The 20,113-nt window shown below is 36.5% G+C and carries 16 protein-coding genes; 7 read left to right on the top strand and 9 right to left on the bottom strand.

The genetic code is table 11. The features are described from left to right. Positions 1-411 precede the first annotated feature (411 nt). On the top strand, positions 412-1,809 hold the full coding sequence (locus FKR84_RS08080) for a sugar transferase (protein ID WP_141421795.1): 1,398 nt from the start codon (positions 412-414) through the stop codon (positions 1,807-1,809). A gap of 469 nt (positions 1,810-2,278) precedes the next feature. On the opposite strand, the gene lnt is transcribed toward FKR84_RS08080, so the two are convergent. Together lnt and FKR84_RS08090 are read right to left on the bottom strand one after the other, a co-directional pair. Further along, complete coding sequence (lnt, locus tag FKR84_RS08085) at positions 2,279-3,874, bottom strand: apolipoprotein N-acyltransferase (protein WP_141421796.1); 1,596 nt, start codon at positions 3,872-3,874, stop codon at positions 2,279-2,281. Positions 3,875-3,925: 51 nt separating this feature from the next. After that, positions 3,926-4,996, bottom strand: coding sequence for a putative type IX sorting system protein PorV2 (locus FKR84_RS08090; RefSeq protein WP_233357716.1), 1,071 nt, complete (start codon positions 4,994-4,996; stop codon positions 3,926-3,928). Between the two features lie 930 nt (positions 4,997-5,926). Here FKR84_RS08090 and FKR84_RS08095 point away from each other — a divergent pair. Beyond that, positions 5,927-6,670: a CDP-alcohol phosphatidyltransferase family protein gene (locus tag FKR84_RS08095; RefSeq protein WP_141421797.1), complete on the top strand. Its 744-nt coding sequence runs from the start codon at positions 5,927-5,929 to the stop codon at positions 6,668-6,670. A gap of 675 nt (positions 6,671-7,345) precedes the next feature. On the opposite strand, the gene lptB is transcribed toward FKR84_RS08095, so the two are convergent. The 4 genes from lptB to FKR84_RS08115 all read right to left on the bottom strand — a co-directional run bounded on the left by lptB (position 7,346) and on the right by FKR84_RS08115 (position 10,483). Beyond that, positions 7,346-8,086: an LPS export ABC transporter ATP-binding protein gene (lptB, locus tag FKR84_RS08100; protein WP_141421798.1), complete on the bottom strand. Its 741-nt coding sequence runs from the start codon at positions 8,084-8,086 to the stop codon at positions 7,346-7,348. A gap of 219 nt (positions 8,087-8,305) precedes the next feature. Further along, positions 8,306-8,674, bottom strand: a complete 369-nt coding sequence (locus FKR84_RS08105) for a carboxymuconolactone decarboxylase family protein (protein ID WP_141421799.1) — start codon at positions 8,672-8,674, stop codon at positions 8,306-8,308. Next, complete coding sequence (gene tatC, locus FKR84_RS08110; RefSeq protein WP_233357717.1) at positions 8,671-9,519, bottom strand: twin-arginine translocase subunit TatC; 849 nt, start codon at positions 9,517-9,519, stop codon at positions 8,671-8,673. The genes FKR84_RS08105 and tatC overlap by 4 nt, the downstream gene beginning before the upstream one ends. Position 9,520: 1 nt before the next feature. Beyond that, positions 9,521-10,483, bottom strand: coding sequence for a KpsF/GutQ family sugar-phosphate isomerase (locus FKR84_RS08115; protein WP_141421800.1), 963 nt, complete (start codon positions 10,481-10,483; stop codon positions 9,521-9,523). An 87-nt stretch (positions 10,484-10,570) separates the two neighbouring features. Between FKR84_RS08115 and recQ the strand changes: the two genes are divergently transcribed. Beyond that, positions 10,571-12,766 (top strand): DNA helicase RecQ, encoded by a 2,196-nt coding sequence (gene recQ / locus FKR84_RS08120; RefSeq protein WP_141421801.1) that lies wholly within the window; start codon positions 10,571-10,573, stop codon positions 12,764-12,766. Positions 12,767-13,133: 367 nt separating this feature from the next. Further along, a complete protein-coding gene (locus FKR84_RS08125; protein ID WP_141421802.1) occupies positions 13,134-14,063 on the top strand; it encodes a peptidylprolyl isomerase in 930 nt (309 codons plus the stop codon). Between the two features lie 95 nt (positions 14,064-14,158). Here FKR84_RS08125 and FKR84_RS08130 read toward each other — a convergent pair whose 3' ends face one another. After that, complete coding sequence (locus FKR84_RS08130; RefSeq protein WP_141421803.1) at positions 14,159-14,716, bottom strand: thioredoxin family protein; 558 nt, start codon at positions 14,714-14,716, stop codon at positions 14,159-14,161. 182 nt (positions 14,717-14,898) lie between these two features. Here FKR84_RS08130 and FKR84_RS08135 point away from each other — a divergent pair, with 182 nt between their 5' ends. Next, a complete protein-coding gene (locus FKR84_RS08135; RefSeq protein WP_141421804.1) occupies positions 14,899-15,243 on the top strand; it encodes a tRNA-binding protein in 345 nt (114 codons plus the stop codon). A gap of 175 nt (positions 15,244-15,418) precedes the next feature. Here the strand turns inward: FKR84_RS08135 and FKR84_RS08140 are convergent, their stop codons facing one another. Then, positions 15,419-15,793, bottom strand: a complete 375-nt coding sequence (locus FKR84_RS08140) for a PUR family DNA/RNA-binding protein (RefSeq protein WP_141421805.1) — start codon at positions 15,791-15,793, stop codon at positions 15,419-15,421. Positions 15,794-15,869: 76 nt separating this feature from the next. Next, complete coding sequence (locus FKR84_RS08145) at positions 15,870-17,627, bottom strand: ABC transporter ATP-binding protein (protein ID WP_141421806.1); 1,758 nt, start codon at positions 17,625-17,627, stop codon at positions 15,870-15,872. A 286-nt stretch (positions 17,628-17,913) separates the two neighbouring features. Here FKR84_RS08145 and FKR84_RS08150 point away from each other — a divergent pair, with 286 nt between their 5' ends. Continuing rightward, a complete protein-coding gene (locus tag FKR84_RS08150) occupies positions 17,914-19,011 on the top strand; it encodes a Glu/Leu/Phe/Val family dehydrogenase (protein WP_141421807.1) in 1,098 nt (365 codons plus the stop codon). Between the two features lie 96 nt (positions 19,012-19,107). After that, positions 19,108-20,049, top strand: a complete 942-nt coding sequence (gene nusB, locus FKR84_RS08155; protein ID WP_141421808.1) for a transcription antitermination factor NusB — start codon at positions 19,108-19,110, stop codon at positions 20,047-20,049. Positions 20,050-20,113 lie beyond the last annotated feature (64 nt).

Genomic DNA, 20,113 nt, shown 5'->3' on the forward strand with positions numbered 1-20,113 from the left:
TTCAACGGCCGTTTTTCCGTTATCAAATTCTTTGAGGATCTTAGCGATCTGTTGTGGGGAAAATTTACTCTTTTTCATACTGTTTAAATTTAAGATAAATATTCTACTTTTAAACAGTTCGGTTTTAAGGGAAGCTTACAGTGCCTCCATCGAAATGACAGCGGGAATGTTTTTTTCCAGTGTCATCTCGACAATAGGAGAGATCTCTATCCTGAGTGTCAATAAGTAGTAAGCAAAAAGATTTCTCAGTCGTTCCTCCATCGAAATGACAGCGATAATTTCTATTCACATGAACCAAGCAACCAGTTCATCAGTTTATCAGTTCGCCCTATTCTAATTCCACAGAAAACGGATTACGAAAAATCGAACATATTTCATTAAAAAAACTATCTTTGGCTTTTTATTTTGCCGATGGTCGATACTAGAAAAATACATTTTGAAATTTCTGAACGTAAAATTCTTCTGCGAATTTTTGATGTGGTTTTCGTTTTGGGTAGTCTTTACGCAGTAGGTTTTATCTTCGATTTCGATTATTTTATCATCAATAGTCAGCATTGGGTATGGTCTATTATCCTAAGTTTTTACCTATTGGTATTTGCTACCATCTTCGAGCTCTATAACTTACAGAAAAACCACGAACGTCCGCGGGTTTTTAAAAACATCGTATTAACCACTTCAGCGACCGTGTTTTTTTACCTGCTTACGCCATTTTACACGCCGGCCTTACCTGGTAATAGGTTACAAATAATTTATTTTTATCTAGCGGTTTTGGTAGCGCTTAGCCTATGGCGTTATCTCTATATGAAATTAATTGCAACGCCTAGATTCAGTAAAAAAGTATTGATAGTAGGCGATTCGTTTGATATCTTAAAAATCATAGAAGATCTTAAAGCTGCAGATCCTAATTTTAATGTTGTTGCTTATGTAAATACAAAAGAGACTGAGCAAATAAACTTTTTACCCGAAGCTGCCATGCCTAGCATCTCGCTTGACTGTATGGAAGAGTTTGTTAAGCAATACCATATAGGCGAAATTATAGTGTGCAGCTCTTATAAAACCGGAATAAATGGCAACTTATATGCGGCACTTATTCGTTTGCTCCGTAAAGGTTATACCATAAAAGAATATTCGCAAGTCTACGAAGAGTTTAAAGAGAGAATCCCGATTACCTATTTGGAGCGCGATTTTTATAAATATTTTCCCTTTAGCCGAAGTAATCAAAATAAATTATATCTGTTTTTACAGCGCGTGTTAGATGTGCTTTGCTCCGTTGTCGGAATAATTTTGGGCTCTTTATTTTTACCCTTAGTTATAATAGGAAATGCTATTGGCAATAGAGGTCCGCTTTTTTATACTCAAGAACGCGTAGGACAAAACGGCTGCAACTTTAAAATCTTAAAGCTGCGCACAATGGTGATAAATGCCGAAAGAAATGGAGCGCAATGGTCGCAAAATAACGATACCCGTATTACAAAATTCGGAAAGTTTTTACGGAAATCCCGTTTAGATGAAATTCCGCAATTTTATAATGTTCTGGTGGGCGATATGAGTTTTATAGGTCCACGTCCCGAACGCCCCGTTTTTGTAACAGAATTGGCAAAAGTTATTCCCTTTTACGATATTCGTCACGTAATTAAACCCGGACTAACGGGTTGGGCGCAAGTAAGTACTTCTTATGGAAGCAGCGAAGAAGATAGTCTTAGAAAATTACAATACGACCTTTACTACATCAAACACCGCGGACCCTTTTTAGACCTAAGAATCTTCATAAAAACCCTAAGCACGGTAATTTTCTTTAGAGGGCAGTAATTTTAGGTTTGAGGTGGTAGATCTTGGGTTGTAGGTAGTGAAAAAGATTTCTCAGTCGTTCCTCCATAAAAGTGACAGTAGTTATTTTTGTTTTACAATTGTCATTTCGACGATAGGAGAAATCTCTTTTTCGAGTGGGAATAAGCAATATGCAAAAAAGATTTCTCAGTCGTTCCTCCATCGAAATGACAGTGAGAATGTGTTTTTATTTTCCGGGTGTCATCTCGACGATAGGAGAGATCTCTATTCCGAGTGGGAATAAGCAATATGCAGAAAAAGATTTCTCAGTCGTTCCTCCAGCGAAATGACAGTAGTTATTTTTGTTTTACAATTGTCATTTCGACGATAGGAGAAATCTCTATTCCGAGTGGGAATAAGCAATATGCAAAAAAGATTCCTCAGTCGTCCCTCCATCGAAATGACAGCGGAGTTTTTCCTATTCCAATCAACACATCCGCTCATCAACACATCAACCAAGCTTCCGTTTCTTTGCAATACCGAAAAGCAATACAAAAACGCCTAAAAATATAGCAATGCGCGCTATGTAATCGCCGTATTTTACGTAAAATGTTTTTTGGGTGTTGAGGTTTACTTTTCCGCGTAAAGCGCCTTGTTTTTCGTAACCCAATTGTTGCGTGATTTCGCCACGCTGATTTATAAAAGCCGAAATACCGGTGTTGGCGCTGCGTACTACGTCTTTCCGATTTTCGATAGCGCGTAATCTTGCGTAACTTAAGTGTTGTTTGTGACCTTGGGTGTTGCCCCACCAGGCATCGTTGGTGATAATGCTTAAAAAGCCGGCTTCGTTTTGGGAATAGCCGGTAACATATTCGCCGTAAACCGACTCGTAACAGATTATTGGCGCGGCTTTTCCTTTTCCGTTAAGGCTAAAAACCTCTCTTTTATCTTGCGTGGTTTTCATAGCGACGGTACCGCCCAAATCTATCATTACATCACCTAAAATGGGTTTTAAAAATTCTTGGTACGGAAAATTTTCTACACCAACCACCAGTTTTGATTTATGGTATAACTGCGGTTCTGCGTTTTTACGCATCAAAAAAGCCGAATTATAATCGTCGTACCATAAACCGGGTTTTACAAAATTGGTCTGACCGCGCACCTTGCTTTCTTGCGTAATCCACTGCATCATCGAGATGCCTGCCAAGATATTTAAATTGGGGTATTGGGTTAAGAGTTCTTCTGCAAAATAATGGGCTTGCGAGTATTTAAATTGGTTTAGCTGCGTGCCATCTGCATAAACGGTTTCGGGGGCAACGAGAATAGCAGTCGAATCGGTTAATTTTTCTTTTGCCAGGCTGTTTATTAATTGTCCCACGCGTTTATCTGTAGTGTTATATTTTTCGGTGTACGGATTGATGTTAGGTTGGACAATTACAGCTTCCAACTGGGGTGGACTCGCGTCTTTTTCCGCGTAAGCGTTCCATAAAAGTAAACTTACCACTATAGGAAGTAAAATAAACAGCGTATTTTTTATTATTCCGCGATAGATAATAGCTTTTTCGCGGTATTGCCTATATAAAAGAAGGCTTTTAAAAATGCTGAAATTGAGCAGCCAAACCCATAAAGTACCGCCAAAAGTACCGGTATATTCGTACCATTGTATCCAGGTGATGTATTCTGAAAAGCCGTTGCCAAGATTTAACCACGGCCAGGAAAATTCCCAAATTAAATGCAGTTTTTCAAAACCAATCCATAAACAAATTAGAAAAGTTGCGCCGGCGCTAAAATTGAGACGTTTGGCAAGGTGGTGATAAATTAAAAACACCAAACTCATTAATAAAGAATTTACCAAAACGGCAAAAACCATCCCGAAAACCGTAGAATGATAGAGCCAGTAGGTGGTGATGATATTCCACAGGAAAAAAGTGAGATAAGAAAGCCCAAAAACTTTAGCAGCAGTGGTTTTATTTAGCTGTTGCCGAAGTTTAAATTCGGCCCATAATAAGGGTACGAAGGCAAAAAATAAAAATAAGGGAAAACCGTAAGTTGGCCATCCCAAGGCCAAACATAATCCGGAAAGTAAAGCAAGATAAATTGGTTTCATTCTAAAAACGGTCTTTGGCGTAGATTTTTAAGTTGCCGCAAAAATACGCTATTATCGAAAGATACTCCAATCTATTTTTAAGGAAAAGACATTGGAATAAAGCGCCGTGCTTTGGTCGCCAATATCTGTAAAAGCATAATCTACCGCTATGCCGCGATATTTAAAACCTACGCCAAAATTTGGCTGAAACCCCAGTTCTTTGCTGCCGTCAAATTGTTCTGTGTTTTGAAAATTGCCCATCCCGCCGCGCAGGTAAACCATTTTTATATAACCAACTTCAAAACCGAAAGCCGGATTTACGCTTACGGCAGAAGTAGAAATTAAATCGTTGGTTTCTGCAAAACGCATATTTAGGTCAACCTCTGTTTTAAGGTCAAAGTCATGCCGAATAGTAAAATTTTTGGCGATGCCCAGTTGTAGTTTGGGCAAAGTAATTTCAGTGGTTTCGGGCAGTTCTTGGTTTTGTCCTTCTACCGCATCTTGTATCTTGGCATATTCGTCTTCGTCTATTGCCCAAGTGTTGTAGGTAGTGGTAATATCTCTGGCCATAACACCAAACGACCAGTTGTTTTTGGTTTGAAACTGAATGCCGGCATCAAAACCAAAACCCCAGGAGGTGGCAAACTCACCAATTATACGGCGAATAACTTTAGCATTTATTCCGTAACTAAAACCATCTAAGGGCAAATACCGGGCGTAAGAAAATGTAAAAGCATAATCTGCCGCAGAAAACAAACTTATGTTGTCATAATTAATGCTGCCGTCTTCTTCTATAAGTTGGGTGGTATTCATAATATCGTCTACCCCAAACCGAATAATATTAAAAGCAACTGCGCTTTTTTTATCTAAAGGCATCGCGCCGGCTATATAATCGTAATTGGCAATATTGGCAAAATAGCTGGCGTGCATTAGAGAGAGTTGCTTGTCTTCTAAATTTACCAACCCGGCAGGATTCCAATAAGCCGCGTTTACATCTGCGGTAGTTGCCGTCACTGCATTTGCCATTCCAAATGCCGCTGCATCTACTCCTATATTTAAAAATTCGTTAGAATATTTACGGAGTTGTTGCGCCGTACCGGCAATAGAAATTAAAAAAAACAGAAAGGGAAGTGCTTTCTTCAAAGGTTAAATTTTTTGCAAATATCTGATTTATTTATCATATATAAACCCTAAATACGCATACTTATTGCCCAAACTGCGTAACAAATAATGTGAATTCGATATTTAAGTTCAAAGTTTTCAGTTCTTTTTTTTTCAGTATAATTAAAATTCTCAAAACGGCCTACTTTTCATGGGCGATGCAAATCGAAGAGTAAAAAGAGTAAAAGAGTAAAATTTGTTAATTCGTTACTAGAGATGAGGACAAACACACATATATATTAAAGAAAAATTTTAGTATAAAGAAATACTCGAATAGTTTCAGAAATAACGAGCGACAAGCGGAAGTGCTTTTCGCGATAGCGAAAAAAAGCATGTAGCGCAGAGAGCGAGCGGTTCTTTTGTTTCGATAATATCGGCATAAAAGAAATTTCCTTTACTATTCTTGATTTTTTGGCTTAGTTTATCCTGAGTCCAACCGTAGGATTTTTTATCAAGAAAAAATGAGCAGAAGATAAATAATTTTTATTGATTGAAAATTCAAACTCATTTGTTTATTTGTAAAAACTCAAACATTCCATCATCTGTCATCCTGAAAAAATCTGACCAACGGAAAGATTTTATTCAGGATCTCTTTGTGGCATAATTAGTTGCTTTGTGAATTGAATAATTAGTTAATGGGTGATATATTAAAAATCAAAATCATACATTCTACAGTATGCAAACAAAAATAAGCCAAATGATTATCGATTTACTTTTTACGGATTTCGAGTGATCCCGCAGGTGCGGGATTGTATCGAGAAAAAAACAGCAAATTGTCTTTAGTCAATTGTCCTTCTTGACTCTTTGCCTCTAAAAAATGTCAAATCAAAAAAGAAAACCAATAAATAGTTAAGGAAGAAATATTGCTAATACGCGAAGTTTTGTATTTTTAACCGTTAGAACCCATTTACAATGAAAAGACATATACCTAACCTAATTACTTTACTGAATTTATTAAGCGGGGCAATTGCCACTGTTTTAGCCGTACAAAATAACCTGATTACTGCGGCGGCATTTGTGGGCTTGGGTATTTTCTTCGATTTTTTTGATGGACTTGCAGCGCGGGCTTTAGATGTAAAAAGTGAAATTGGCTTGCAATTAGATTCTTTGGCAGATATGGTAACCAGTGGTTTAGTGCCGGGAATTGTAATGTTTCAACTGCTTTCTAAGTCGGTTGATTATTCTTTTGAAAGCGATGCCTTGGCTTGGTCTACGCAAGACTATTTATATCTCGACTTTTCGTGGATTGCCATTGTGGGCTTTCTGGTAACTTTGGGGTCTGCCTATCGGTTGGCAAAATTTAATATAGACGAGCGGCAAACCAGTAGTTTTATAGGTTTACCAACGCCGGCAAATGCTATTTTGATATTGAGTTTTCCGTTAATTCTTACTTTTCAGCCCGGCGAGTTGGCCAATACTTTGCTTTTTAATACTTGGTTTTTAGTGGGTTTAAGCATTGTAAGTTGTATTTTGCTTAACGCGGAAATAGCCTTATTTGCGCTAAAATTTAAAACCTATGCTTTAAAACCCAATTGGTTTCGCTACTTGTTTTTATTACTTTGTGCCGGCTTGATTATCTTCTTAGAGTTTTGGAGCCTCCCGATTATCATTTTATTGTACATAGTTTTATCGTTGATAGTAAAGGAGAGCGAGTAGTTGATTGGATGATTTGTTAATTAGTGAATAGGTTGAATGGTTCATTATTTTATTAAGTTAGATGACAATAGGGGTTAATTCTGAGTGTCATTTCGATGGAGGCACGACTGAGAAATCTTTTTCTACATTCAAAAATCGTAATGAGATCTCTCCTTTCGTCGAGATGCCAATTGGGAAATATAAAGATGCGGTAAATTGGCAGATTGGTTAATTTGGTGATTTGGGGGAATTGGTTGGATGGTTACTTCATTAAGTTAGATGACAATAGGGGGAAATTCTAAGTGTCATTTCGATGGAGGAACGACTAAGAAATCTTTTTACTGCTTATTGTTTATTCAGCCTGGGAAAAAAGATATCTCCTATCGTCGATATGACAGTTGGAAAATGAAAAGATGCGATTGATTTGATGATTTGATGATTTGGTGATTTGATGATTTGTTAATTAGTGAATAGGTTGAGTGGTTCATTATTTTATTAAGTTAGATGACAATAGGGGGAAATTCTGAGTGTCATTTCGATGGAGGAACGACTGAGAAATCTTTTTCCGCTTGAAGCTTAATGCTTATAGCATATCGCAGTCAAAAAAGATATCTCCTATCGTCGATAGGACATTTGGAAAACGAAATCAATTTCCGCTATCCTTTCCACGGAGGACTGCTAACTGCCCACTGAACATTAATCAAACAACTTTTTTTTGCGCAATTCAAAATTCTGACCCAGGTAAACTTTTCTTACCATTTCATCCTCGGCTAATTCTTCCGGGACACCGTGTTTTAAAATACTACCTTCAAACATTAAATAAGTGTGGTCTGTAATGGCTAAGGTTTCTTGTACGTTATGGTCGGTTATGAGAATTCCTATGTTTTTCTTTTTTAGTTGGGCAACAATACGCTGAATATCTTCTACGGCTACCGGATCTACGCCGGCAAAAGGCTCATCTAATAAAATAAATTTTGGATCGGTTGCCAGGGCGCGGGCAATTTCGGTACGTCTGCGTTCTCCACCCGAAAGTAAATCTCCCCTGCTTTTACGAATATGTCCCAAACCAAATTCGTCAATAAGCGCTTCCATTTTGTCTTCGCGTTCTTTTTTAGAGAGTTTGGTAAGTTGCAGTACGCTCATAATATTGTCTTCTATGCTTAGTTTTCTAAACACAGAAGCTTCTTGCGCCAGATAACCAATGCCGTGTTGTGCGCGTTTATACATCGGGTATTTGGTAATATTGGTCTTGTCTAAAAAAATATTGCCGCTATTTGGTTTTATCAAACCAACAATCATATAAAAACTGGTGGTTTTTCCTGCTCCGTTAGGACCTAGAAGTCCTACTATTTCTCCCTGCTCTACTGCTACAGAAATACCTTTTACTACTTTCCTGCCTTTATATGCTTTTACCAAATTGTCTGCCCGTAGTATCATCTCTATTTTTAAATTTTTATCCTTGACCGCCCATTGCTAACTGAACACTGCCAACTGAATTCTTTTTTCTACACTCTAATCTCTAATTTCCATTTTCCAAGCTTTACCCTGTAAGCGATAAGCTCGGAAATTAATTTTTTCAATCATCTTAATTCAAAATTCAAACTTCAAATTTTAATAATTATTAATCGTCAATTACTACTGCTAACTGAACACTGTTTACTGATCACTACCAACCGTAACGCTTTTTTCTTCCAAAGCTTCCCAATATTCGTATGCTCTTCTAAGGTGCGGAATTACGATACTTCCTCCAATTAAAGTGCCAATACTTAAAGTTTCCATAATTTGATCTTTGGTAACCCCTTGCGAATAACTGGATTCTAAGTGATAGCGTACACAATCGTCGCATCGCAAGACCACAGATGCTACCAAGCCCAGAAGTTCTTTGGTTTTTTTATCCAGAGCTCCTTCCGTAAAGGCATTAGTATCTAAATTAAATATGCGTTTTATAACCTTATTATTTTCGGTTAAAATTTTCTCGTTCATTTTAGAACGGTACGCATTAAATTGATCTACTTGATTTGTCATTTAGTCTTTGTTAAAGATTTTTCTTTTGCTTCTTTTTTTCGTTGTTTTCGGATAACCACACGCGAGATAAAAATACTTATTTCATATAATACCAAAACGGGAATGGCTACTATTACCTGACTGGCAATGTCTGGCGGTGTTATAATTGCTGAAACAATTAAAATGCCAACCAAGGCAAATTTTCTGTATTTTTTTAAATCTTCTGGAGTTACTACGCCCAATTTTGTAAGCAAATAAATAATGATGGGAAGCTCAAACACAATACCACTGGCTAAAACAGAGGTACGCACCAAGCCCATATAACTGGCCAAGTCAATATCGTTAAAAACTTCTTTACTTACTTGGTAGCTACCCAGAAAATTGATAGATAAAGGCGAAACCACATAGTAACCAAACAATACGCCAATAAAGAATAATAAAGACGCGATAATTATAAAACCGCTGGAAGCTTTGCGTTCTTTGGGGTGCAAGCCGGGAGAGATAAATTTCCAGAATTCATATAAAATATAAGGAAACGCCATAATGAATCCGGCAATAATTGCCGTCCACATATGGGCGCTAAACTGTCCTGCCATTTTTCTACTTTGTATACGAAACGGAATCTCGTCAAAGCAAAAACTTTCGTCTAAATTTAAAAATTGTGCAGCTTTACATAAGATATCGTAAGTAACAAAATCTGCTCTTTTGGGGCCAAATAAAACCACGTCAAAAATAAAACCTTTGGCCAAAAAAGCCACAACTCCTGCCAGTAAAACGGCCATTGTTGCTCTGATTAAGTGCCAACGTAATTCTTCAAGATGGTCTAAAAAAGACATTTCGTTTGGGTTGCGGTGTGTTTTTGCCATCTTATATAATTCCCTCTTTTATTAAGTTGTGTAAGTGTACAATGCCCGCATAAGTACCGTTTTCTTCAGCAATAAGTTGGGAAATTCCGTTTTCTTCCAAAACATCCATCGCATCTACGGCCATTGCGTTGTTATTTATTATTTTAGGGTTGGTACCCATAATATCTTTCGCGGTTAAGTTGCTTATGTTTTTATTTTGCGTAAGCATACGCCTTAAATCTCCGTCTGTAATAATACCAACAATCTTATCTTTATCTACTACTGCCGTAACGCCTAGCATTTTTTCTGAAATTTCTACAATTACTTGCGTTATTGGGGTAGTAGGAGCCACCATTGGTTTTTGGTTTTCTGCGGTAATATCGCTAACACGCAAATAAAGCTTTTTGCCCAAAGCACCGCCGGGGTGGTATTTTGCAAAATCTTTGCTAGAAAAACCACGCATTTCCAACAAACAAATAGCCAAGGCATCACCCATCACCAATTGTGCAGTGGTGCTGGTGGTGGGGGCTAAATTGTTAGGGCAAGCTTCTTTTTCTACATAAGAATTTAAAACAAAATCTGCTTGCTGTCCTAAAAAAGAATCTTCATTGCCGGTAATAGCAATCAATTTGTTTTTAAAATTTTTTATAAATGGTACCAAAACTTTAATCTCTGGCGTGTTGCCGCTTTTAGAAATGCAGATTACCACATCGTCTTCCAAAATGGTTCCTAAGTCGCCGTGAATAGCATCTGCGGCGTGCATAAAAATCGCCGGGGTTCCGGTAGAGTTTAAAGTGGCAACAATTTTGGTGGCAATAATAGCGCTTTTGCCAATGCCGGTAATAATTACCCTGCCGGTAGCGTTATAAATTACCTTTACGGAATTTAAAAAGTCGTCGTTAATGTAGTTTTGTAAATTTTTTACCGCTTCGGCTTCATTAGCAATCGTTTGGCGCGCTACCGTTAAAATATTATTATTTGACATTAATTTTTAATATTTTGAATTTGCAGGTATATTAGAATTATGTATCTTTAAATATGACAAAGGTATGTAAAATTGTAACATTAAATTATCAGTTTGGCAGAAATCGATTTACATCAGGAATTAAAAAATTACTTTGGCTTTAGTCAATTTAAAGGCTTACAAAAAGAAGTAATTAGCAGTATAACAGCAAATCAGCACACATTCGTAATTATGCCCACCGGGGGCGGAAAATCTTTATGTTACCAATTACCGGCGCTTATAAAAGAAGGAACTGCAATTGTGGTTTCGCCTTTAATTGCTTTAATGAAGAACCAAGTAGATGCTATTCGCGGTATTTCAGAAGAAAACGGCGTGGCACACGTGCTTAATTCTTCGCTAAACAAAACCGAAGTACGCCAAGTAAAAAGCGATATAGAAAACGGCATTACCAAACTCTTATATGTAGCCCCGGAATCATTAACCAAAGAAGAATATGTAGATTTCCTTAAAGAACAGAAAATTTCTTTTTTGGCTATAGACGAAGCGCATTGTATATCAGAATGGGGACACGATTTTAGGCCTGAGTACCGTAATTTACGTAAAATTATACAACGCATAGGAGAAGATATTCCTATTATTGCTTTAACGGCAACCGCAACCCCAAAAGTACAAGAAGATATTCTTAAAAACTTAGGTATTCCCGATGCCAATACCTTTAAAGCTTCTTTTAACCGACCAAATCTTTATTACGAAATAAGGCCTAAAACAGCCAATGTCAATGCAGATATTATTCGATTTGTAAAAGAACGCTCCGGCAAAAGCGGTATTATTTATTGTTTGAGTAGGAAAAAGGTAGAAGAATTAGCACAAACTTTACAAGTAAACGGTATCAAGGCAGTACCTTACCATGCCGGTTTAGACGGGAAAACCCGTGCCAAGCATCAAGATATGTTTTTGATGGAAGATATAGATGTTGTAGTAGCAACCATTGCTTTTGGGATGGGAATAGATAAACCCGATGTGCGTTTTGTAATTCACCACGATATTCCCAAAAGTATAGAAAGTTATTACCAAGAAACCGGTCGCGCCGGAAGAGATGGTGGCGAAGGACATTGTTTGGCGTATTATGCTTATAAAGATATAGAAAAGTTAGAAAAGTTTATGAGTGGCAAGCCCGTGGCAGAGCAAGAAATTGGTCATGCTTTGTTGCAAGATGTTGTGGCTTACGCCGAAACTTCTATGTCGCGACGTAAATTTATTCTACATTATTTTGGGGAAGAGTTCGATTCTGAAACGGGCGAAGGCGCAGAAATGGATGACAATGTGCGCAACCCAAAGAAAAAACACGAGGCAAAAGAAGAAGTTTTGCTTCTGCTAAAAACGGTAAAAGAAACCCGCCAACTGTATAAAGGTAAAGAGGTAGTTAGTACGCTTGTAGGCAAATCTAATGCCTTAATAAAAGCCCATAAAGCAGATGAGATAGCTGTTTTTGGTAAAGGAAAAGATAAATCTTCCAGTTATTGGATGGCGCTTTTACGACAAGTATTGGTTGCTGGCTATTTAAAGAAAGACATAGAAACCTATGGCGTAATAAAATTAACCCCAAAAGGAAAAGCTTATTTAGAAAATCCGGTGTCTTTTGAAATGACAGAAGATCACGTTTTTAGTGTAGAAAGTCCGGAGAATATCACAAGCGCAGCAACTGGTGGCGCTACAGACGACAAACTGATGAAGATGTTAAAAGATCTTCGGAAAAAAGTAGCGAAAAAGAAAGATGTTCCTCCTTTTGTAGTATTTCAAGATCCTTCTTTAGAAGATATGGCTACCAAATATCCGGTAAGTATGGAAGAGTTAGCCAATATGCACGGAGTAGGAGAGGGCAAAGCCCGTAAGTTTGGTAAAGACTTTATACAATTAATCCAACAATACGTAGAAGATAACGATATTGTAAGACCAGACGATTTGGTAGTAAAATCTACCGGTGCCAATAGTGCGCAAAAGCTGTATATAATTCAAAGTGTAGATAGAAAATTACCGTTGCCGGATATTGCCAATGCTAAAGGTTTGGAGATGAAAGATTTCATTAAAAAAATGGAAGCAATTGTTTATAGCGGTACCAAACTAAACATCAATTATTGGTTAGATGATATTTTAGACGAAGACCAACAGGAAGAATTGCACGAGTACTTTTTGGAAGCCGAAACCGATAAAATAGACGAAGCCATGGATGAGTTTGATGGCGACTACGAAGATGAAGAAATTCGTTTATACCGTATTAAATTTATTAGTGAAGTAGCAAATTAGAGTAGTTGATTGGTTAATTTACTGACTGGTTAATTTGATAATCGGTTAAATGGTTCAGTACTTTATTAGGTTAGATGACAATAGAAAAAATATTCTCACTGTCATTTCGATGGAGGAACGACTGAGAAATCTTCTTTTCTACTGCTTATTGACACTTGGGATAAAGATCTCTCCATTCGTCGAGATGACTTCGGAAAATAAAATCGATTTTCGCTATCCTTTCGATAAAGAAACGACTGAGAAATCTTTTTCACAGCCTAAATTTTAAAATTGCCCACTGCCCACTGCAACTGAATACTGCCCACTATTAAACGCATTTTCAAACTAGAAACCTACACCTTATCTTTGCACTTTTAAAAATATACAAATGGAAAACGGATTATACGCAAAATTCAATACTTCAAAAGGAGAGATTTTAGTAAAACTACATTACGATAAAACTCCGGGAACGGTAGGTAACTTCGTAGCTTTAGCCGAAGGGAAACAACCAAATAAAGAAAAAGATTTAGGTGAGCCTTTTTACGACGGACTCGCATTTCACCGAGTAATTCCTGAGTTTATGATTCAGGGGGGCGACCCAAAAGGTACCGGTGCCGGGAATCCGGGTTACCAGTTTGAAGACGAATTTCACCCGGATTTAAAACACGATAAACCGGGAATTTTATCTATGGCTAACGCCGGTCCCAGTTCTAACGGAAGCCAATTTTTTATTACGCACGTTCCTACGCCGTGGTTAGATAACAAACATAGCATTTTTGGAGAAGTGGTAAAAGGACAAGAAGTAGTAGATAAAATAGAACAAGGAGATAAGATAGAAAGCTTAGAAATAGAAAGAATAGGAGAAGAAGCCAAAAATTTTGACGCTACCAAAGCTTTTGAACGTTTTAATAATCAAAAAATAGAACGCGAAGCAGCCGAAAAACGTCGGCAAGAAGAAGCTTTAGAGAAAATCACCCAAGGTTACGAAAAAACAGCAAGTGGTTTGTTTTATAAGAAAACCAAAACAACTAACGGCAAAAAACCGGAAAAAGGAAGCACCGTACAAGTTCATTATAGTGGAAAACTTTTAAATGGTAACGAATTTGACTCGTCGTATAAACGTAACAAACCATTGGAATTTCCTGTGGGCGTTGGTCACGTAATTGCCGGTTGGGACGAAGGTATTTTACTTTTAAACGAAGGCGAAAAAGCTACTTTTGTAATCCCATCACATCTTGCTTACGGCAAACAAGGCGCAGGCGGCGTAATTCCGCCAAATGCCAGTTTGGTTTTTGATGTAGAATTGGTAAAAGCTTAAGGCTTTTCTAATTATTTTGTTATAAATAAATAGCTGCTTCAACTTAAGTCAGAACTTATTGGAGCAGCTTTTTTTGTTTTTATTTTGGTGTGATTTTAGGCTTTTTTCCACTTTATGCTGCATCCAACGCCGGGTTTTTGCTTTGTATTAAGCCGTCTGTTGTAATATAGATTATCTAAAGTTTCTCGTACGTTTCTACCATTTACCGCAAGGCCGTTTCCCGGTCTGGCATCGTCTAATTGTCCGTGATATACCAACTCATTTTCCGCGTTAAAAATAAAAAAATCAGGTGTGCATTCGGCAGCGTAAGCCTTGGCGATTTCTTGCGATTCATCGTATAAATAAGGAAAGGTAAAATCATACTCTCTGGCAAAAAAGTGCATATTCCCAAAACTATCTGCCGGATATTGTTCTGCATCGTTACTGGAAATGGCGGCAAAGCCAAAACCTAAAATACGGTAATCGTTGGCTAGTCGGCTTAATTCCTCGGCTACCAATTGCACGTAAGGGCAATGGTTGGCCAAAAACATAATAATTGTTCCGCGTTTACCTCGTACTTGTTCATAGCGATAAAAATCTTTGGTTTTCGCATCCAAAAGTTTAAAATCGGGTGCCTTTTTGCCCAATTGTAAGGCGGCAGTTTGCTGTGTCATATCCGGTTTTAATTTTAAAAATACGCAAAATAATTATATCTTGGGCGCTCCGCTAATTCAAAATTGGGGGCTTTTACGCTTCAGTAAGCCAGAAAAAAAAGTTTGCTTGCAGGGTAATCGCTACCATCATTAACATAAAAAACAATTATAATTATTTTAGAAGAAATCAAATCCGTAAAGAAATGCAAACAGATAAAAATTTAAGTTGGAAAGAATTTAGCCGGATAGATATGCGTGTGGGTACTATTATAGAGGTAAGTGATTTTCCTAAAGCTAGAAAACCAGCATACCAATTAAAAATTGATTTTGGAAAAGATATAGGGGTTTTAAAAACCTCGGCACAAATAACTAAACGCTATAAAAAAGAAGACTTAATAGGAAAACAGACCATTGCCGTTGTTAATTTCCCTAAAAAGCAAATTGCGAATTTTATGAGTGAATGTTTGCTATTGGGAGCAGTGCAAGAAGATGAGGTTACCATAATTCAACCCGAAGCTAAAGTGCCAAATGGTTTGCGGATTAGTTAATTACATGAATTCTATATAAGTTTTTAGAATTTTTTCTTTTTCCTCGGTAAACTAAAAGGCAGAATTCCGGCAAGGAAGGACTTAGAAAAACATAGCTTCATCAAACTACAGCCTTAATAAAAAAACCTCCTTTTAAAAAGACTTAAAAGGAGGTTTTTTGAAATATATCTGATTTTTATATATCTTCAAAACTTACGTCTGTAAATTTTTCGGCAACCCCGTTGCTATTGCTATTTTCTTCTTCATAGTTCTTTTTGAAATCTTTCTGGTGGCGTTCGCTAATTACTTCTTCTCCTTTTTCGTTAATGATAAAGTTGGTCATTTCACGCAAAATTTCTTCAAAACCAGCAAAATCTTCTTTGTACAAATAAATCTTGTGTTTTTTGTAGAAAAATGAACCATCGTCGTTGGTAAATTTTTTGCTTTCGGTAATAGTAAGGTAGTAATCTTCTGCTTTTGTAGCTCTAACGTCAAAGAAATAGGTTCTTCTTCCTGCTCGTAACACTTTAGAAAAAATTTCTTCTTTCTGCATCGTTCCTTTATCACTCATAACGGAATTAATTTGGATTAGTTTATAAATACTGGCTTCAAAAATCTTAAAAATATTAACATCTACCAAAAAAATATCAATTTTCTTTTTCGGCAGATTGCTTTAGATAAAGCTCTTTATAATAGCCGTTGTGCGCAATTAAAGTTTGATGATTACCACGCTCTTTAATTTTGCCATCTTCTAAAACAATAATCTTGTCTGCGTTTTTGGCAGAAGATATTCTGTGGCTTACAATTAAGGTGGTTTTATTAGAAGAAATTTGGTGCAAATTGCTTAAAATTTCTTCTTCTGTTTCTGTGTCTACGGCAGAAAGACAATCATCAAAAAGTAAAATTTGTGGGTCTTGTATAATAGCGCGCGCAATAGAAATACGTTGTTTTTGTCCGCCCGAAAGGGTAAGTCCGCGTTCTCCCAGAACAGTATCGTAACCTTTGCTAAAGCCAACAATATTTTTATGCACTGCGGCATTTTTGGCGGCTTGCATAACTTCTTTATCGCTGGCTTTACTCTTGCCAAACCGAATATTGTTCTTTATACTATCGCTAAACAAAAAAGCATCTTGTGGCACATAGCCAATGGCAGCACGTAAGTTTTTTAAATTTAATTGATCAATTGGTGTTTTATCTATAAGCAAGGCACCATTTTCTATATCGTATAACCTACCAATAAGCTCTAAAATAGTAGATTTACCGGAGCCTGTTTTGCCAATTATGGCTAAAGTTTCTCCAGGATTTACGGTAAATGAAATATCTTTTAGTGCGGTAATATTGGTGTCTTCGTAGGTAAAACTTACATTTTTAAATTCTATATTACCTTCTATTTTTTTAGTTTTTTCTTGCTTGTTACTAATTTGAGCTTTTTCTTTTAAAAACTGATTAATACGTTGTTGCGAAGCTTCGGCACGCTGAATCATATCTGCAACCCAACCCACACTGGCAACGGGCCAAGATAGCATATTTACATAAAGCAAAAATTCTACAATTACGCCAATATCTTCTATTTCACCATTTATAAACTGGCGTCCTCCTATATAGATTACTAAAATATTACTGCCACCAATCAATAAAGCCATTAAAGGAAAAAAGAAAGCTTGCACTTTTACCAAATCAATATTTTTTTCTCGGCTGGTATTAGAAAGATCTACAAAATCTGTGTTGATTTGTTTTTCCATTCCGTAACTTTTAATAACCGATATACCGCTAAAACTTTCTTGCGTAAAAGTGCTTAGCTTAGATAAATACTGCTGCACAATAGCACTGCGTTTATTTATCATGCGGCTCAGTTTGTATATTGCGAAAGACAATATAGGAAACGGCGCCACCACATATAAAGTAAGTAGCGGTGCTTTACTAACCATAAAAGCTATAACTACAATAAACATAGTAATGGTAGAAACGCTGTTCATTAACGCAGGTCCCAAATAAAGACGTACACGACTAACATCTTCACTAATGCGATTCATCAAATCGCCGGTGCGGTTTTTTTTGTAAAAGTTAAGCGATAGGTTTTGGTATTGGCGGTATATTTCATTTTTAAGATCGTATTCAATATGTCTGGAAACTACAATAAAAGTTTGCCGCATTAAGAAGGTAAGTAAAGCAGAAAGCAAAGTGGCTCCAACAATAATTAATATATTGGTTACCAATTTTGATTTTACCACTTCCATTTGCGTAATTTCGCCATTGATGTATTGCTCAATAACATCTGTAGAGTCTCCTATAAATTGCGGTACATACACAGCAAAAATTCGGGCAGCAACTGTAATTACCAATCCCAACAATAACCTACCGCGGTATTTGTAAAGATATTTATTTAAATGCTGTAATGCTTTCATATAATTACTTTTCTGCCGGACGTAACTTTTAGTGTTTTTATTATTTTTTCCTTCGCGGAAATCAGGCTTTATAAATTATTTTATATTTTTTGATAAAGAAAGTATACTAAATAAACTATATAAAGTTAAAAGAGCATTATTTTCTTCAAATCAATTCATTTTTATTTTTCTTCAACTTTTATCAAATTTACAAATTAGTAAGCAATCGAGGCTTTAACTTTAAAATATTCGTTATTTTTGTAGGGAAGTTTTGCAAATAAAATAATTTAATATAAAATCATAGCTTATGGACGCCGAAATTTTAAAGGCTAATGAATTAAAAAAAGTCGCTCCGGTTTTTGGGCAACTTTCCTTTGATAATCATGAACAAGTTGTTTTTTGTAACGACAAAGATACAGGTTTAAAAGCAATAATTGGTATTCACAATACGGTTTTAGGACCAGCTTTGGGTGGTACCAGAATGTGGAATTATACCAGCGAGTGGGAAGCATTAAACGATGTTTTGCGTCTGTCGCGCGGAATGACTTTTAAAAGCTCTATTTCCGGATTGGATTTAGGCGGCGGAAAAGCCGTTATCATAGGAGATGCCAAAACTCAAAAAACGCCGGAATTGATGCGTAGATTTGGAAAGTTTGTAGATTCCCTTAGCGGAAAATATATTACCGCAGAAGATGTAGGAATGCAAACCGAAGATATGGATACCGTGCACGAAGTTACCAAACACGTTACCGGTATTTCTGAGAGTTTGGGAGGTTCTGGCAATCCTTCTCCAGTTACAGGATATGGCGTTTATATGGGTATGAAGGCAGCAGCTAAGTATAAATTTGGCAGCGATAGTTTAGAAGGCAAACGCATTTTAGTACAAGGTATTGGCAATGTTGGCGAAACCGTGGTAAAACATATACGCGAAGAAGGCGGAGAGGTTTATATTACAGATATAAGTAGAGAACGTCTAGAAGAGGTGAGTAAAAAACACGGCGCTAAAATATACGAACAAGACGATATTTATACCGCAGATGTAGATATTTATTCGCCTTGCGCACTTGGGGCAACTGTAAATTCTGAAACCATTAAAAAATTAAAAGCGCAAGTTATTGCAGGTGCAGCAAATAATCAATTAGAAGAGGAGGTAACCCACGGCAGAATGTTGCAAGAAAAAGGTATTGTATACGCACCAGATTTTTTAATTAATGCAGGTGGGGTAATTAATGTTTATGGTGAGCTAAAAGGTTATGACCGCAAGCAAACCCTAGATGAAACCGAAAATATCTATAATACTACCTTAGAAATTTTAACGATGGCAGAAAAGCAACAACTTACTACCAATCAAGCCGCTATGCAAATAGCACAAGAAAGAATAGACGCAAAGAAAGCTAGAAAATAAGCAACAAGAATTTGTTTCTATAAATAAAAACCTATTTTTGCAGGGCGGTAAAAAAACCGCCCTGTTTTATTTTATAAATGTTCTTTAAAAAAAACTATGTTAACAAGAAGACATATTCGCGTTAAAGTAATGCAATCTATTTATGCGTTTGGACAATCTGCCAACGAAAACCTAAACGCCGAAGAGAAATTTCTGCAAAAAAGCATGCAAGAGATGTACGATCTCTTTTTGCTAAACTTAGATTTGCTAGTAAAAATCAAAGACAAGGCAGAAGATTTTTTGACAAAATCGCAAAAGAAATACCTCGCTACGGAAGAAGACAAAAACCCCAACCTAAAATTTGTAAACAATAGAGTAATTCAACAAATAGAGAAGACAGAAAAGCTCTCGCAATTGTTGGAAGATAGAAAATTAACCAATTGGAGCCGCGACGAGGAGTATGTAGCCATTTTGTGGGAAGCTGTAAAAACCAGTCAACATTATAATGATTATCTTGCTACTAGAGAATCTAACTATAAGGAAGACAAGAACTTTATAATTACTATTTTTAAAGAAGTAATTGCTCCCAACGAAAAACTCTACGACTATTTAGAGGATAGAAAATTAACCTGGTTAGACGATTTACCTATTGTAAACACCGGTTTATTAAAACTTTTACAACGCGCCAAAGCATCATATGAGCAGTTTGAGATTCCGCGTCTTTTCAAAAGTCAGGAAGATAAAGATTTTGCATCAGAACTTTTTAAGAAGACCTTGTTAAACGAGCAAGCCTTTATGGAAGATGTTAGCGAAAAAACCCCAAAATGGGATAAAGAACGTATTGCAGAAATAGATGCTATTTTACTTAAAATGGCTATCTGCGAATTTCTTAAATTCCCCTCTATTCCCGTTAAGGTAAGTATTAATGAATATTTAGAAATAGCCAAAGAATACAGCACGCCAAAGAGTAGTATTTTTATAAACGGTATTTTAGATAAACTCTCTAAAGAGTACAAAGAAAATGGCAAATTAAATAAAATGGGAAGAGGCTTGATGTAATACGTATAATTTTCTTATTTTTAGCGATTGAAAAAATTAATTACAAATAATGACTAAAACAGTA

This window comes from Haloflavibacter putidus (assembly GCF_006546625.1).
Lineage (GTDB): Bacteria > Bacteroidota > Bacteroidia > Flavobacteriales > Flavobacteriaceae > Mesonia > Mesonia putida.